Annotated in this window: 14 protein-coding genes; 10 read left to right on the top strand and 4 right to left on the bottom strand. The window is 74.5% G+C overall.

The features are described 5' to 3' along the window. Positions 1–85 precede the first annotated feature (85 nt). Positions 86–670 carry a DUF4240 domain-containing protein gene (locus ACF08F_RS30160; protein ID WP_392301681.1) on the bottom strand — a complete coding sequence of 195 codons (585 nt, stop codon included), beginning with the start codon at positions 668–670 and terminating at the stop codon, positions 86–88. 99 nt (positions 671–769) lie between these two features. Continuing rightward, positions 770–3,181 carry an endopeptidase La gene (gene lon / locus ACF08F_RS30155; protein WP_392301680.1) on the bottom strand — a complete coding sequence of 804 codons (2,412 nt, stop codon included), beginning with the start codon at positions 3,179–3,181 and terminating at the stop codon, positions 770–772. Between the two features lie 131 nt (positions 3,182–3,312). On the opposite strand from lon, the gene ACF08F_RS30150 reads away from it, so the two are divergent. The 7 genes from ACF08F_RS30150 (at position 3,313) to ACF08F_RS30120 (ending at position 9,230) form a co-directional block, all read left to right on the top strand. Then, the gene (locus tag ACF08F_RS30150) at positions 3,313–3,951 is read left to right on the top strand and encodes a GNAT family N-acetyltransferase (protein WP_392301679.1); all 639 of its coding nucleotides are present in this window, start codon (positions 3,313–3,315) and stop codon (positions 3,949–3,951) included. Between the two features lie 44 nt (positions 3,952–3,995). Continuing rightward, complete coding sequence (locus ACF08F_RS30145; RefSeq protein ID WP_392301678.1) at positions 3,996–4,622, top strand: hypothetical protein; 627 nt, start codon at positions 3,996–3,998, stop codon at positions 4,620–4,622. Positions 4,623–4,873: 251 nt separating this feature from the next. Further along, entirely contained in the window at positions 4,874–5,476 is a 603-nt protein-coding gene (locus ACF08F_RS30140) for an RNA polymerase sigma factor (protein ID WP_392301677.1), read from the top strand. Next, a complete protein-coding gene (locus ACF08F_RS30135; RefSeq protein ID WP_392301676.1) occupies positions 5,473–6,387 on the top strand; it encodes a zf-HC2 domain-containing protein in 915 nt (304 codons plus the stop codon). Before ACF08F_RS30140 ends, ACF08F_RS30135 begins: the two co-directional genes overlap by 4 nt. Further along, positions 6,384–7,217, top strand: a complete 834-nt coding sequence (locus tag ACF08F_RS30130; protein ID WP_392301675.1) for an ABC transporter ATP-binding protein — start codon at positions 6,384–6,386, stop codon at positions 7,215–7,217. The genes ACF08F_RS30135 and ACF08F_RS30130 overlap by 4 nt, the downstream gene beginning before the upstream one ends. Positions 7,218–7,293: 76 nt before the next feature. Further along, positions 7,294–8,619 (top strand): hypothetical protein, encoded by a 1,326-nt coding sequence (locus ACF08F_RS30125; protein ID WP_392301674.1) that lies wholly within the window; start codon positions 7,294–7,296, stop codon positions 8,617–8,619. Continuing rightward, complete coding sequence (locus ACF08F_RS30120) at positions 8,616–9,230, top strand: hypothetical protein (protein WP_392301673.1); 615 nt, start codon at positions 8,616–8,618, stop codon at positions 9,228–9,230. Before ACF08F_RS30125 ends, ACF08F_RS30120 begins: the two co-directional genes overlap by 4 nt. A 116-nt stretch (positions 9,231–9,346) precedes the next feature. Here the strand turns inward: ACF08F_RS30120 and ACF08F_RS30115 are convergent, their stop codons facing one another. Beyond that, complete coding sequence (locus ACF08F_RS30115; protein WP_392301672.1) at positions 9,347–9,907, bottom strand: TetR/AcrR family transcriptional regulator; 561 nt, start codon at positions 9,905–9,907, stop codon at positions 9,347–9,349. 134 nt (positions 9,908–10,041) lie between these two features. Here ACF08F_RS30115 and ACF08F_RS30110 point away from each other — a divergent pair, with 134 nt between their 5' ends. Beyond that, the gene (locus ACF08F_RS30110; protein WP_392301689.1) at positions 10,042–10,656 is read left to right on the top strand and encodes a DUF2867 domain-containing protein; all 615 of its coding nucleotides are present in this window, start codon (positions 10,042–10,044) and stop codon (positions 10,654–10,656) included. 112 nt (positions 10,657–10,768) lie between these two features. Here ACF08F_RS30110 and ACF08F_RS30105 read toward each other — a convergent pair whose 3' ends face one another. After that, positions 10,769–11,410 (bottom strand): TetR/AcrR family transcriptional regulator, encoded by a 642-nt coding sequence (locus tag ACF08F_RS30105; protein ID WP_392301671.1) that lies wholly within the window; start codon positions 11,408–11,410, stop codon positions 10,769–10,771. A gap of 197 nt (positions 11,411–11,607) precedes the next feature. Here ACF08F_RS30105 and ACF08F_RS30100 point away from each other — a divergent pair, with 197 nt between their 5' ends. Further along, positions 11,608–13,365: a glycoside hydrolase family 3 protein gene (locus ACF08F_RS30100; protein WP_392301670.1), complete on the top strand. Its 1,758-nt coding sequence runs from the start codon at positions 11,608–11,610 to the stop codon at positions 13,363–13,365. Positions 13,366–13,620: 255 nt separating this feature from the next. Then, positions 13,621–14,691 carry a 5'/3'-nucleotidase SurE gene (gene surE, locus ACF08F_RS30095; protein WP_392301669.1) on the top strand — a complete coding sequence of 357 codons (1,071 nt, stop codon included), beginning with the start codon at positions 13,621–13,623 and terminating at the stop codon, positions 14,689–14,691. Positions 14,692–14,702 lie beyond the last annotated feature (11 nt).

The following is a 14,702-nucleotide window of genomic DNA, read 5'->3' as shown; positions in this document are numbered from 1 at the left end:
TACTGGATGTATCGGGGTGATCCCGACAACGCGGCGAGCGTGCGTGCCAGGCGCCGTCGGGCAGGCGGGACCTTCGCAACACGCCCTAGGAGCCGGACGACCCACGCGGGAAGAGGGCGGTGAGCCGGGGTGTCGCCAACCCCTCCGGCCGAGATCCCCGGGGCACGTCGCCCTCTTCCCGCTCCCCCCGCTCGTCCGCGAGCTCCTCGACCGCGTCGAGGAACTCGTCCCCCTCGTCGTCCTCCTGGCCGGTCAGCTCGTCGAACGCGTCCTGGGCGACGTAGTCGAGCTCCTCCCACTCGGGCCACTCGTGGTCGCACCAGTCGTCGCGGTGGCGCCCCACGAGGGCCCGGATCTCCGGCACGTCGGCCAGCGCGTCCGGGTCGGCGACGACCGACTCGTACACCTTCCGCCCCTGCCCCACCAGCCAGAGCGTGAAGTAGTGGAAGCCGTCGTCCGTGCAGGCGCCGTCCTCGACGCGGTTCGCCGCCTTCCAGACCGCCCGGGTGTCCGCCCGCTCGCAGGCCTCCTCGAGACACACCTGGAACGCCACGCTCTCGGCCGCCGGGCGCCGTGTCAGCTCCGCCCGCAGCCACTCCAGCCGCTCGTCCCGGTCACCGGGGCGACGGCTCAACTCGTCGATGAGAGCCCAGAAGGCGTCGTCGTTCATACGTACGAGCATGCCAGCCCCGACTGACATCCGGACATCGATATCCGGGAACGCCGGAGCGGGGTGCCCACGACGGACACCCCGCTCACGGCAGGCGAGTTACGCGGCCACGGCCACCGGCACCGCCGCCGGGGCGAGCGCGATCTCCAGGACCTGCCGGACGTCGGTCACCGGGTGGACCTCCAGCTTCTCCAGGATCTCGGCCGGGACGTCGTCCAGGTCGGCCTCGTTCCGCTTGGGGATCACCACCGTCGTGATGCCCGCCCGGTGCGCGGCGAGGAGCTTCTGCTTCACGCCGCCGATCGGGAGGACCCGGCCGGTGAGGGAGACCTCGCCGGTCATGGCCACGTCCGTACGGACCTGCCGGCCGCTCAGCAGGGACGCGAGGGCGGTCGTCATCGTGACGCCCGCGCTCGGCCCGTCCTTGGGCACGGCACCCGCCGGGAAGTGGATGTGCACGCCCCGGTCCTTGAGCCCGGTGACGGGCAACTCCAGCTCGGCGCCGTGCGAGCGGAGGAAGGAGAGCGCGATCTGCGCGGACTCCTTCATCACGTCGCCCAGTTGACCGGTGAGGGTGAGCCCGGCGGCGCCGGTCTCGGGGTCGGCGAGCGACGCCTCCACGAAGAGCACGTCTCCGCCGGCGCCGGTCACCGCGAGTCCGGTGGCGACGCCCGGCACGGCCGTGCGCCGCTCGGCCGGGTCCTGGGCCGACTCGGGCACATGGTGCGGGCGGCCGATGAGGTCCCGCAGGTCCTCCGGGGTGACGGTGAACGGCAGCTCGCGGTCGCCCAGTTCGTGCTGGGCCGTGACCTTCCGGAGCAGCCGGGCGACGGCGCGCTCCAGGGTGCGGACGCCGGCCTCCCGGGTGTACTCCCCGGCGAGCTTCCGCAGGGAGGCGTCCTCCAGGACGACCTCGCCGGGCTCCAGGCCGGCCCGCTCCAGCTGGCGCGGGAGGAGGTGGTCGCGGGCGATGACGACCTTCTCGTCCTCGGTGTAGCCGTCGAGCCTGACGAGCTCCATGCGGTCGAGGAGCGCCTCGGGGATGGCTTCGAGGACGTTGGCCGTGGCGAGGAAGACGACGTCGGAGAGGTCGAGTTCGACCTCCAGGTAGTGGTCGCGGAAGGTGTGGTTCTGCGCGGGGTCGAGGACTTCGAGGAGGGCCGCGGCCGGGTCGCCCCGGAAGTCGGAGCCGACCTTGTCGATCTCGTCGAGCAGGACCACCGGGTTCATCGAGCCGGCCTCCTTGATCGCCCGCACGATCCGGCCGGGCAGGGCGCCGACGTACGTGCGCCGGTGACCGCGGATCTCGGCCTCGTCGCGTACGCCGCCGAGGGCGACGCGGACGAACTTCCGTCCCATCGCGTGGGCGACGGACTCGCCGAGGGAGGTCTTGCCGACGCCGGGCGGGCCGACGAGGGCGAGAACGGCTCCGCCGCGGCGGCCGCCGACGACGCCGAGGCCGCGCTCGGCACGGCGCTTGCGCACCGCGAGGTACTCGGTGATGCGCTCCTTCACGTCCTCCAGGCCCGCGTGCTCGGCGTCGAGGACGGACTGCGCGCCGGGGATGTCGTACCGGTCCTCGGTCCGCTCGTTCCAGGGCAGTTCGAGGACGGTGTCGAGCCAGGTGCGGATCCAGGAGCCCTCGGGGGACTGGTCGCTGGACCGCTCCAGCTTCTCGACCTCCTTGAGGGCCGCCTCGCGGACCTTCTCGGGGAGGTCGGCGGCCTCGACGCGGGCGCGGTAGTCGTCGGACTCGTCACCCTCGGCCTCGCCGTTGAGGTCGCGGAGCTCCTTGCGGACGGCTTCGAGCTGGCGGCGGAGCAGGAACTCGCGCTGCTGCTTGTCGACACCTTCCTGGACGTCCTTGGCGATGGTCTCGGCGACGTCCTGCTCGGCGAGGTGCTCGCGGAGCTGGGCGGTGGCGAGCTTGAGTCGGGCGACCGGGTCGGCGGTCTCCAGGAGCTCGACCTTCTGCTCGACGGTGAGGAAGGGCGAGTAGCCGGAGTTGTCGGCGAGGGCGCCGACGCCGTCGATCTGCTGGACGCGGTCGACGACCTGCCAGGCTCCGCGCTTCTTGAGCCAGCTGGTGGCGAGTGCCTTGTACTCCCTGACCAGCTCGTTCACGGAGCCGGGCAGCGGGTCGGGCAGGGTCTCCTCGACGGTGCTGCCCTCGACCCACAGCGCGCCGCCGGGCCCGGTCGTGCCGGCGCCGATGCGGACGCGGCCGAGGCCGCGGATCAGCGCGCCGGGGTCGCCGTCGGACAGGCGTCCGACCTGCTCGACGAGGCCGAGGACACCGGTACCGGCGTAGGTCCCGTCGACGCGGGGGACGAGCAGGACCCGCGGCTTGCCGCCTCCCGGGCGGGCGGCGGCCTGGGCGGCCTCGACGGCGGCCCGCACATCGTTGTCGGAGAGGTCCAGCGGCACCACCATTCCGGGCAGCACGACCTCGTCGTCGAGCGGCAGCACAGGCAGAGTGAGCGGCGCGGACGCCTTGGACGCAGAAGCCATGATCTCCCCTTCGGCAGTCAAGTTGAGCTGTACGGACTCAATGCACATGAGCCCAGGAATGTTCCCCGGGGGCAGTTCGCTCTGAGCGATCACCCTTTCGCGCGGTCGCGAGCTGCCGATGTAATACCTCTATGGATATCGCAGCTATTACCTCGATGTGGGTGGCCGGCTGGACCGTCTCCCGGGGGACCCCGTCCGCCGTCGTGGAGCCCTGGGGCTACCGGATCGACGTCGGCCTGCCCCGGCACGTCGTCCGGCACGTGCTGCCGGCCCCCGACGCGGACTCCGTCGGCGCGCTGTGCGAGCGGCTCACCGAGCCGTACAGCTGGCTCAAGGTGATGGCGACGCCGGAGGAGGTGGCGCCGTGGATCACCGAGGGGTGGACCGTCCCCGACGACCCCGGCTTCATGATGGTCAAGCCGCTGGACCCGGGCGCCCGCCCCGCGCCGCCCGAGGGGTACGCGCGGACCACCGAGGTACGCGACGGGGTCGTCCGGGTCCGGATCCTCGCCCCGGACGGCACCCTCGCCGCGCGCGGCCAGATCGCCCCGACCGGCTCCACCGCCGTCGCCGACCAGATCGAGACCGACCCCGCGCACCGGCGCCGCGGCCTCGGCGCGAACGTCATGCGGACCCTGGAGGCGGCAGCCGCTCAGGCCGGCGCCGAGACCGGGGTGCTCGCGGCGACCACGGACGGCCTCGCGCTGTACGACTCCCTCGACTGGCGCTACCGCGGGCCGCTCACCGGGATCGTCCGCTCGGGAACCTGACCGTCCGGCTGCGCCGGGGACCGCTCAGGAGGCATGCTCGATCCATGGTGAGAGCCCGAGGCGTACGGGGGAAGTGGTGCGGGGCGCTGCTGCTGGCGGCGGTCCTGGCCGGCGGCGCGGGCGCGTGCGGGTCCGGGACGCCTCCCGCGCCGGGGGGACCGGCGTCGGAGGTGACGGCGCCGCCGGTGCCGAGCACGCCGGGCACGCCGAGTACGTCCTCCGCGCCGAGTGCGTCGGGTACGCCGAGCGCGTCCGGTACGCCGAACGCGCCGAGTGCCACGGCGACCGCGACGACGACCGTGACCGCCCCCTCCGAGGAGCCCCGGCCCGGCGAGGTCCTCGTCGAGGTGGTCGTCAACGGCGGCTTCGCCGGGGTCCGCAACCAGCTCGTCGTCCGCTACGACGGCAGCTGGACGAGCCGCTCCGGCACCAAGCCGCCCCGCACGGGGCAGCAGACGCCCGCCGAGGCCGCCGAGCTGCGGGCCGCCCTGGAGGACCCGGCGTACGCGCGCGTCCCGGACCGGCCCACGGGGAGCCCGATCGCCGACGGGTTCCAGTACTTCGTCACGTACCGCCACCGCCTCGTCGTCTCGGGCGACGGCGAGCGCCCGCCGGCCCTCCAGCGCGTCTTCGCGGCCCTGCCGGAGGGCGGCCCGCCGACGAACCCCTGAGCCCGCGGGGCTCCGGTCCGCCGTCGACCGGGAGGAGCTCCGGGGCGCGATGAGCGGGACCTGCTGGCGAAGCTCATGGGCCGGGCCCACGGGCCGGACTCACGGGCCGGGCCCACGGGCCGGACTCACGGGCCGGACTCCCGGGCCGGGCTCACGGGCCGGGCTCACGGGCCGGGCTCCCGGGCCGGGCTCACAGGCCGGGCTCACGGGCGCCGTGAACCGAAGCGGGGTCCGGGCGCGATAGAGAGGGCGTGAGACTGTTGCGCCCCTCAGGGGCAGGCCCCGCAGGGGGAGACGAGGACGACGACGCGGCGCTGCTGCGCGCGGTCGCCCGGGGGGACTCCAAAGCGCTCGGCGTCCTCTACGACCGGCACGCGGGCTGGCTGCACGCCCGGCTCGCCCGGCGCTGCCCGGACGAGGAGACCGTACGGGAGGTCCTCCAGGACACCTTCGTCACGGTCTGGCGCTCGGCCGGCACCCACCGGGGCCGCGGCGAGGCCGGCGGCTGGCTCTGGGTGATCGCCGCCCGGCGCCTGGTCGACGCCCAGCGGGCACGGGCCCGCGCCGACCGCGCCGCCGCACCCGCCGAACCGCCCGCCCCCGCACCCTCCGCCGAGGAGCGGGTGCTCGCGGGCCTGGAGTACGGGGAGGTGGGCGCCGCACTCGACCGGATCTCGCCCGAACTCGCCGAGGTCCTGCGGGCGACCGTCGTCGACGGCCTGACGACCCGCGAGACCGCCCGGCTGCTCGGCATCCCCGAAGGCACCGTCAAGACCCGCGCCCTGCGCGCCCGCCGCGAACTGCGCGCCGCCCTCGGCGCCGGCGGCCCGTACCCCCTGGGAGGCACCGCATGACGTCCCCCACGCAGTCCCCCACGCCACCCCCCTGGCACGTCGGCGAGGCGCTGGCGCTCCGTTACGCGGCGGGGGAGGCGGCCGAGACGGACGCTTGGTCGCTGGAGAAGCACGTCGAGTCCTGCTCCCCCTGCGCGGGGCGCGTCTCGGCCGCCGTCCGCGCCGGAGCCGCGGGCCCGGCCCTGGCCGCCGTACGGGCGGAGCTCCTGGCGTCCGTGGGACACCGGCCTGCACCGGTCGAGGCCGCGAGGGAATCCGCGCCCGGCCCGGCCCGGCACCCTCTCGGGCGGGGCGCGCGGCTCTGGTGGGCCGCCGGGCCCGCCCTGCGCGGCTCCTGGGTCGTGGCCGTGGCGCTCGTCCTGGGCGGCGCCTTCGCCCTGGCCTACGGCGCCGGGCTCCAGGGCGCGCGGAGCTGGCTTCTCGCCGCCTCCCCCGTCCTCCCGCTCGGCGGGGTCGCCGTCTCCTACGGACGCCACGCCGACCCGCTCCACGAGATCACCGCCGCCACCCCGTCCGGCGGTCTGCGGCTGCTCCTGACCCGCACCGCCGCCGTGCTCGCCGTCTGCGTACCGCTGCTGACCGCGGGCGGGGCACTGCTGCCGCCGGTGGCCGGCTTCCCCGGGGCGGCCGCCTGGCTGCTGCCGGGGCTCGCGCTGACCCTGGCGACCCTCGCGCTCGGCTCCTTCGTCGGCTGCCGTGCGGCGGCCGCGACCCTCGCCGGCGGGTGGCTGCTCGCCGTGACGGGCCCGCTCCTCGGACAGACGGGGACCGAGCCCGGAGGCGGCGCCGCCGTCCTCGCCCGCTACTTCTCCGGCCTCGCCGCGCAAGGGAGCTGGGCTGCGGTCGCGCTCGTCTGCGCCGCCCTGCTCGTGCTGCGGCGCCGTTCCTTCGACCTCCTGGAGACCCGGTGAACCAGCCCGCCACGATCGAGGTGACCGGTCTGACCGTCCGGCACCGCCGCACCGTCGCCCTCGACGCGCTCGACCTGTCCCTCTCCCCCGGAGTCCACGGCCTGCTCGGGCCGAACGGCGCCGGCAAGACCTCGCTCATCCGGGTCCTCGCGACGGTCGCCGCGCCCGCCTCCGGGCGGGTGGAGCTGCTCGGCGGGGACGTCGGGAGCCATGGCGAACGCACCGAGATCCGGCGCCGGCTCGGCTATCTGCCGCAGGAGTTCGGCTACTACCCGGCCTTCACGGTCCGCGAGTTCGTGGCGTACGTGGCCTGGCTGAAGGAGGTGCCGGCGGACCGGGCGGGAGCGGCCGTGGAGCGGGCCGTCGCGCGCGTCGGGCTCGCCGACCGGATCGACGCGCGGATGAAGACGCTCTCGGGCGGCATGGTCCGGCGGGCGGGCATCGCCCAGGCGATCGTGAACGAACCGGAACTGCTGCTGCTCGACGAGCCGACGGCCGGCCTCGACCCGGAGCAGCGGGTCGACTTCCGCGCGCTGCTGCGGGAGCTCGGCACGGAGGCGACGGTGGTGGTCTCCACACACCTGGTGGAGGACGTGGCGGCGGCCTGCACCGATGTCGCGCTGATCGAGTCGGGTGTCCTCGCCTTCCGCGGGACGACCGCGGAACTCGCCGCGCTCGGCGGCGAGTCGGCGGATCCGGGCGACTCGACGACGCACGCGATCGAGCGCGGCTACACGGCCGCCCTGCGCGCCCACCGCGACCGCGTCGCCGGGGGCGGCGGCCTCGGCGGAGACCCGGCCGGGCAGCGCGCGAAGGAGTCGCTCCGATGACGACACCCGCGCCCGTACCCGGACCCGCCCCCGCCGCGGCGGCACCCGCCGGGGCTCTCCCGAAGGAGTCCCTCCGATGACGACGACCCTCACCCCGCCCCGTACGGGGAAGCCGGTGCCCGTACGGGCACCCGCGCCGCTCCGTACCGAGCTGCGGCGCGGTCTCGGCCCCTGGTCCGGCGCCGCCGTCGCGCTCACCGTCCTGGTGACGATGTACGGCAAGGCTCCCGACTGGCAGGGTCGTTGGGCCGACGTGACGAACCTGCTGCACGTCGGCGCCGGGCTGCTCTGCGGCCCCCTCGCGCTCGCGGCGGGCTGCTGGCAGGGCGGCCGGGACCGGCGGCGCCGGACGACCGACCTGTGGGCGTCCGTGCCCCGCTCCCCGCTGCGCCGCCTCCTCGTCGCGGTCGCACCGTCCGCGCTCTGGCCCGCCGCCGGACTGCTGCTCGCCGACTCCGTCTGCCTGCTCGCCACCTGGCCGTACGTCTCCGCCGGGCGCCCCTACCTCGAACTCCTCGCCGCCGACGCGGTCGCCGTCGCCGCTCTCGGCGCGCTCGGCCATCTCGCCGGACGGGTCGTCCGGTGGCGGCTCACGGCCCCGCTCCTCGGCATCGTCGGGTACGTCGTCCTCGGGCTCGGCGCCTACACGGAGAGCACCACGCGCTGGCTCAGCCCGGCGGGCGAGCACCAGTTCTTCTGGGACCGTCCGGTGTGGTGGTTCGGCCCGGCGTCGATGGCGTGGACGGCGGGGCTCACGCTCGCCGTACTCCTCGCGTACGGGCTGCGTCCGGCCCGCCTGAGGGTGTTCGCCCTGATCCCGCTGGCCGTCTCGGTCGCCGCCGCCGGCCTGATCCTGCGGCTGCCGCAGGACCAGGGGCCGTGGCGCCCGGACCCTGCCCTGTCCCGGCAGGTCTGCGACGACGGCACACCGCAGATCTGCCTGACGGCGGTGGACGAGGGGCTGTTGCCCGACGTGTCGGCGGCGCTCGCCCCGCTGAACGCCCGCCTCAAGGGGGTGCCCGGCGCGCCGGCCCGCTGGGTGAGCGGCCCGGTCGGACCCGGACTCCCCGGCGACGTCGAACTGCCGGACGCCCGGCGGGACTCGGTGCGCGACCGGCTCGCGCGCCCCGACCTGTACCTCAGCTCCGCTGTGGCCTGGCTGTTCTCGGACACGTGCCGGCCCGGCGACGGCACGGGCGCGAACGCCGAGCGGGCGAGCCTCGTCAACCTCGCCGTCCAGGAGTGGCTGGCACCGACCCCGGACGACTACGGCCCCGACACCACCGGCGCCCAGCCGTACATCGACCGCCTGGAGGCCAGGTCCCCGGCCGAGCAGCGCGACTACCTGACCCGCTACCTGGCCGCGAACACCTGCCACCCGGACGAGGTGCCGATCCCGTGAGGCTCCCCCCGCAGGCTCTCTACCTGCGCTCCCGCGGCCTGCCCGGCGCGCTGGCCGCCCTGCTCGGCACGGCGGTGGCGGCCGCCCTGGCGGCCCGGTGGCTGGTGTCGCTGCCGGACTTCGACCACACGGCCCGGCTGCCGGTCGTGATCCTCGGGCCGCTGCTCGCGGCGGGCGTGATCGGGACGAGCCTGCACACACCGAGCGACGAGCTGGACCGTACGGCGGTACGGGCCTGGTGGCCGCGCCGCCTCGGCCATGTCCTCGCCCCGACCGCACTCGCCGTGGCGCTGCTCGCGCTCGCCCTGCCGGGGCACGCAGAGGAGTTCGGGGCGCCCGCCGCCGTACGCAACGCGCTGGGCCTGACGGGCGTGGCGGCGGGTGCCGCCGCCCTCGTCTGCGCCCGGCTGAGCTGGCTGCCGGCGACCTTCTACGCCGGTGTCGTCTATCTGGCGGCGCCCCCCGGCACGGAGGGCGGCGCGGTCTGGTGGGCCTGGGTGATGCGCCCGGGCCCGGAGGGCGAGCCATGGGCGGTCGCCGCGACCGCCTTCGCGGCGGGCACGGCGCTGTACGCGTGGCGGGGCTCCCGGCGCACGACGGGCGAGACCTGAGCGCCACGGGCGCGGCGTGCGGCGGGACCTGAACACCAGGACCAAGACGCGCGGCGAGACCCGAACGCCACGACCGAGCCGGCCGACAACCGGCCCGGCGACCTGCCCCGCCCCGCCTACCTGAGCAGCCAGTCCTTGGTCAGCGCGCTCATCTCGGCGGGGGTGCGACCGCCGTGGTCGACCGCGATGAAGTGGTCGGCGACGCGCAGCGAGAAGGCGAACAGACAGCGGATCTCGACGTCGTCCTCGTCGGCGCAGAAGGTCCGGAAGAGCGAACGCAGGTACTCCATGCGCCGGTTGTCGGTGCGGCGGAGCCGTGCGGCGACGGCCTCGTCGCGCCGGGCCCAGTCCCGGACGGCGAGGTCGACGGCGATGCCGGTCACCGGCCCGTCGGCGACGTCCTGGACGAACTCGAAAAGCCGGCCGAGCCTGGCGCGGGCGTCTCCGCCGCCGCTCTCGATCCGCTCGATCACCGCGTCGGCGACCTCGCGCTCCCAGGTGTCGAGCATCTCGGCGAGCAGGGTGTCGCGGTTGGCGAAGTACCCGTAGAAGCCGCCCTTGCTGACGCCGAGGGCCTGGGCCAGCGGTTCGATGCGTACGGCCTCCGGGCCGCCCGCGGCGAGCGCGCGAAGCCCCTCCTCGATCCACCGGCCGCGCGGTGTGCGGATCGTGCCCATGGTGTGTCCCTCCTCACCTCGCCACTCCTCCACCCGACTATACGGTGCCGTACAGACGGGTCTACGCTTGATCTATACGCCACCGTATAGATGCGGGCCGGGCGTAGGACCGACGAAGGAGCAGGGGCATGACCATGAGACTTCCCCGCACCGCGCACACCTCCCGCCCCTGGCGGATCCACGAGTTCGCGGACGACTTCCACGTCGAGGACGTGTGGGCGCTGCCCGTGACGGGCGGCCCCGACGAACTCGGCCGCCTCGTACAGCAGTTCACGAACGGCGACGGGAGCGCGCTCTCCGCCCCCGTGGTCCGCGCGCTCTTCGCGCTCCGCTGGAAGCTGGGCGCCCTCCTCGGCCTGGACGGGCCGGACGCCGGCCTGAGTTCACGGGTGGGCTCGCTCCGGGAGCGGCTTCCGGAGGACGTGCGCGCCGGGACGCGCGGCCCCGACCTCCAGGTGGTGCCGTTCACGTCCGTCTACCAGACCCACGAGGAGTGGGTGGCGGAGACCGCCAACCGGACCTGCCACGCGGTGATGCACATCGGCTGGGTCCCGGACCCCACCCCGGGCGATCCCGCCCGGCACCGCGCCCGGATGGCCGTCCTGGTGAAGCCCAACGGCCTGCTCGGCGCCGTCTACATGGCCGGGATCAAACCCTTCCGGTACCTGGGCGTGTACCCGAAGCTGCTGAACGCGATCGGCCGAGAGTGGGAGGCGGGGCGGAAGACCTCGGCCGCGACGGCGTCCTGAACACCCAGGACACCGGCCGGCCGGACGCCGAAAGACCGGACACCGAACGGCCGACCGACCGACGGCCGGACACCGGACGGCCGGACACCGGGCGGCCGCGCCCCGCCAGGACTCACCCCCGCGGCGCCGCCAGCTCCGCGTACCGCCGCTCCAGGAAGGACCGGACGCGCGCGGGCATGTCCATCGACTCCGGGTCGAGGGCCCACTGGATCTGGAGCCCGTCCATGACGGCGAGGTGCTCCTGCCCGACGGCCCGGCAGTCGATGCCGGCGCGCAGCTCCCCGCGCCGCACGGCCTCCTCCAGGAGGTCGACCGTGTGCCGGAGCACGCGCGCGTAGCGCTCCTTGAAGTACTGGTGGGCGGGGTGGCCGACGTTGCCGGACTCGCCCACCAGGACGTTGTACATCCGGACGATGCCGGGACGCCGGGTGTTCTCCTCGATCAGCGCGACCAGGGTCTCCAGGTAGGCCGCGTACGACTCGGGCTCGACACTGAACAGGCGCTCGATGTCGTGCTGTTCGCTCTGCCCGAGGACCGAGAGGAGCAGGTCCTCCTTGCTGCGGAAGTGGTGCAGCAGTCCGCCCTGGGTGATCCCGCAGTCGTTCGCGATCCGGGCGAGCGAGGAGGCGTGGAAGCCCCAGCGCCCGAAGTGGTCGACGGCGGTGTCCAGGATCTTCTGGCGGCGCGCGTCACCGACCGCGTAACTGCCCCGGCCTGCGGATTTACGGGGGGTCGGTTCCTTCTTCTCCGGCATGCGCCCCACCCTACGGGGACCCCTCTCCGCGGTCCCGCCCCCGTCCCACCCGACCCCTCCCTGCTGTGATCCAGGACACATGACAGAAACCTAGTGGTCACTCGGTTTTCGCGCCTAGCCTGACGCCGTTCGGCCATCCGGTCATATCCGGCCACCCGTCATCCGGCCATCCGGTCACACAAGCAGGGACGTACGCCATGCACCCCTACGAGGACGCCACCCGTCCCGTCGACGAGCGCGTCGAGGACCTCCTCGCCCGGATGACCCCGGAGGAGAAGGCCGGCCAGCTCTTCCACTCCATGCTGACGATGAACCCCGACGGCACCCCGGTGACCGAGACGGACGGTTCGACGCTGCCGCTCACCACCCCCGACCTCGTCGAGGACCGCCGGCTCACCCACTTCAACCTGCTCGGCAGCTACGGCGCACGCGAGATGGCGCTCTGGCACAACGCGATCCAGGAGATGGCCGCCGGCACCCGCCTCGGCATCCCGGTCTCGCTCTCCACCGACCCCCGCCACGCCTTCACCGACAACATCGGCGCCTCCTTCAACGCCGGCGCCTTCTCCGCCTGGCCCGAGGCCCTCGGCCTCGCCGCCGTCGGCGACCCCGAGCTCGTCTTCGCCTTCGCGGACACCGTCCGCCGCGAGTACCTCTCCGTAGGCTTCCGCACCGCGCTCCACCCGCAGATCGACCTCGCGACCGAGCCCCGCTGGTCCCGCCAGTCCGGCACCTTCGGCTCCGACGCGAAGCTGACGGGCGAGCTGGTCCGGGCGTACGTCCGCGGGCTCCAGGGCGAGCGCCTCGGCAAGGACTCGGTGGCCGCGATGGTCAAGCACTTCCCCGGCGGCGGCCCGCAGAAGGACGGCGAGGACCCGCACTTCCCGCACGGCAAGGAGCAGGTCTACCCGGGCGGCATGCGCGAGCACCATCTGGAGCCGTTCCGGCACGCGATCGCGGCGGGCTGCTCGCAGATGATGCCGTACTACGGCCAGCCGATCGGCACCGACTGGGAGGAGGTCGGCTTCGGCTTCAACAAGGGCGTGATCACGGGGCTCCTCCGCGAGGAGCTCGGCTTCACCGGCATCGTCTGCGCCGACTGGGGTGTGCTCACGGACTCGACGATCTACGGCGAGCCGCACGCGGCGCGCGCCTGGGGCGTCGAGCACCTGAGCGTGGCCGAGCGGACGGCGAAGGCCCTCGACGCCGGTGTGGACCAGTTCGGCGGCGAGCAGTGCCCCGAGGTGATCGTGGAGCTGATGGCCTCGGGCCGGATCCCCGAGTCCCGCGTCGACGCGTCCGTACGCCGCCTCCTGCGCGAGAAGTTCCTGCTCGGGCTCTTCGACGAGCGCCGGTACGTCGACCCGGACGAGGCCGCGGAGACCGTCGGCCGCGCCGACTTCACGGCCGCGGGCGCCGCCGCCCAGCGGCGCTCCCTCACCGTCCTCACCGACGGACCGCTCCCCCTTTCGGGGCGGCCGAGGCTGTACGTGGAGAACGTCGACCCGGCGGTCGCGGCGGTGTACGGCGAGGTCGTCGCCGAGCCGGCCGCGGCCGACCTCGCGGTGGTGCGGCTGCGCACCCCGTACGAGGAGCGGCCGAACCTCTTCGAGTCCTTCTTCCACTCCGGCTCGCTCGCCTTCGCCGAGCCCGAGCTGACCCGGATCCTGGATCTGCTCGCCGCCGTGCCGACCGTCGTCTGCGTCAACCTGGAGCGGCCGGCGGTCCTGCCGGAGATCGCCGAGCGGGCGGCGGCGCTGATCGCCGACTTCGGCGCGAGCGACGAGGCCCTGCTGGACGTGGCCTTCGGGCGGGCGAAGGCCGAGGGGCGGCTGCCCTTCGAGCTGCCGCGCTCGATGGCGGCGGTCGAGGCGGCCCGCCCGGACGTACCGAACGACACGGCGGACCCGGTCTTCGCCCACGGCCACGGCCTGTCCCTGGACCTGGCCCGGTAGCCGACCACCCGGCGGCGACGAGCTCAGCCGCGCCACCCGGCGGGGAATGCTCCGCCGCACCACCCGGCGGGAGGGCTCCGTCGCACCACCCGGCGGGGAAAGCTCCGGCGCACCACCCGGCGGGAGAGCTCCGCCGCACCCCAAGACCGCGGGGGACCTGAACGACCCCGCGAAGGATCCGGGGCTCGCCCGTGGGGGGCCGGGCCCCGGGTCCACCCTCCCCTGCCCGCATGTCATGCACCTGAAGGGTTCTCCATGCGCAAGCGCACCTTCCTCGCCCTGACCGGATCGGTCCTGCTCGCCACCGCCGGCGTCACGGCCTACGCGGCGACCCCCGCCACCACCGGCTCCACCGCACAGCCCCTCGCCGGGATGCGGATCCTCCTCTCCAACGACGACTCGATGCAGGCCGCGAAGGCGAGCAACTCCGACGGCCTCGGCCTGTACGAGCTCCGCCGCGCGATGTGCGCCGCCGGCGCCGACGTCGTCGTGATGGCCCCCTGGCAGGTGCAGTCCGGCAAGGGCACCGCCGTCACCAACGGCGGCGTCGTCACCGCCCAGCGCCGCACCGCCCTGCCCGCCGGATACGAGAACGACTGTGCGGGCGCCCCCGCCCGCGGCGCGGTCTACGGCGTCTGCCTCTCCGACGGCCCCTGCACCAAGGACTCCGCCAGCGCCACCCCCGCCGACACCGTCAAGCTCGCCCTGCGCGGCGGCCTCAAGGCCAAGGCCGGCTGGACCGGGGCTCCCGACCTCGTCCTCACCGGCATCAACTCCGGCCCCAACATCTCCGCCAGCGTCAACGACTCCGGCACCGTCGGCGCCGCCGTCGCCGCGATCGACCAGGAGGTCCCGGCCCTCGCCTTCTCCTCCTCCGGCGACGCGACGAACACCTTCTTCCCCCGCGCCAACTACCGCGCCCACGCCGAGTTCGGCGCCCGCCTCGTCGCCGGACTGAAGCAGCGCGGGCTGCTGACCTCGAAGTTCGCCCTCAAGGTCGACTATCCCGACGTCAGCACCGGCGTCCCGGCCAAGGCCCCGGTCTGGGCCCGCGTCGGCGACGGGGCGGTCGTCTACCACGCCTTCGAACAGCGCGGGAACAGCGACGCCTTCGACATCGCGCTCGGCCTCTGCCCGGTGGACGGCAGCGGCGAGGGCGAGTGCGCCGAGGGCCGGAAGGACGCCGACTCCACCTGGCTCCTCGACAAGGGCCACATCACCATCGCCCCGATCACCTGGGACCGCACCTACGGCACCCCGGTCGACGCCCCTCGCGAGCTGAACCGGATCGAGCACTTCGTGAAGCACGAGGCCCCCCGCCCGTAGCGAGACGAGCC

The sequence above is a fragment of the Streptomyces sp. NPDC015130 genome, from assembly GCF_043080005.1.
Taxonomy (GTDB): domain Bacteria; phylum Actinomycetota; class Actinomycetes; order Streptomycetales; family Streptomycetaceae; genus Streptomyces.
This window is presented reverse-complemented; position numbering and strand designations above follow the sequence as displayed.

Coding starts and splice junctions, on each gene's coding strand:
- ACF08F_RS30135 (WP_392301676.1), top strand. CDS start 5,473: ATGACGTCCCCCACGCAGTCCCCCACGCCACCCCCCTGGCACGTCGGC.
- surE (WP_392301669.1), top strand. CDS start 13,621: ATGCGCAAGCGCACCTTCCTCGCCCTGACCGGATCGGTCCTGCTCGCC.
- ACF08F_RS30150 (WP_392301679.1), top strand. CDS start 3,313: ATGGATATCGCAGCTATTACCTCGATGTGGGTGGCCGGCTGGACCGTC.
- ACF08F_RS30125 (WP_392301674.1), top strand. CDS start 7,294: ATGACGACGACCCTCACCCCGCCCCGTACGGGGAAGCCGGTGCCCGTA.
- ACF08F_RS30105 (WP_392301671.1), bottom strand. CDS start 11,410: ATGCCGGAGAAGAAGGAACCGACCCCCCGTAAATCCGCAGGCCGGGGC.
- ACF08F_RS30145 (WP_392301678.1), top strand. CDS start 3,996: ATGGTGAGAGCCCGAGGCGTACGGGGGAAGTGGTGCGGGGCGCTGCTG.
- ACF08F_RS30160 (WP_392301681.1), bottom strand. CDS start 670: ATGAACGACGACGCCTTCTGGGCTCTCATCGACGAGTTGAGCCGTCGC.
- ACF08F_RS30100 (WP_392301670.1), top strand. CDS start 11,608: ATGCACCCCTACGAGGACGCCACCCGTCCCGTCGACGAGCGCGTCGAG.
- ACF08F_RS30115 (WP_392301672.1), bottom strand. CDS start 9,907: ATGGGCACGATCCGCACACCGCGCGGCCGGTGGATCGAGGAGGGGCTT.
- ACF08F_RS30110 (WP_392301689.1), top strand. CDS start 10,042: ATGAGACTTCCCCGCACCGCGCACACCTCCCGCCCCTGGCGGATCCAC.
- lon (WP_392301680.1), bottom strand. CDS start 3,181: ATGGCTTCTGCGTCCAAGGCGTCCGCGCCGCTCACTCTGCCTGTGCTG.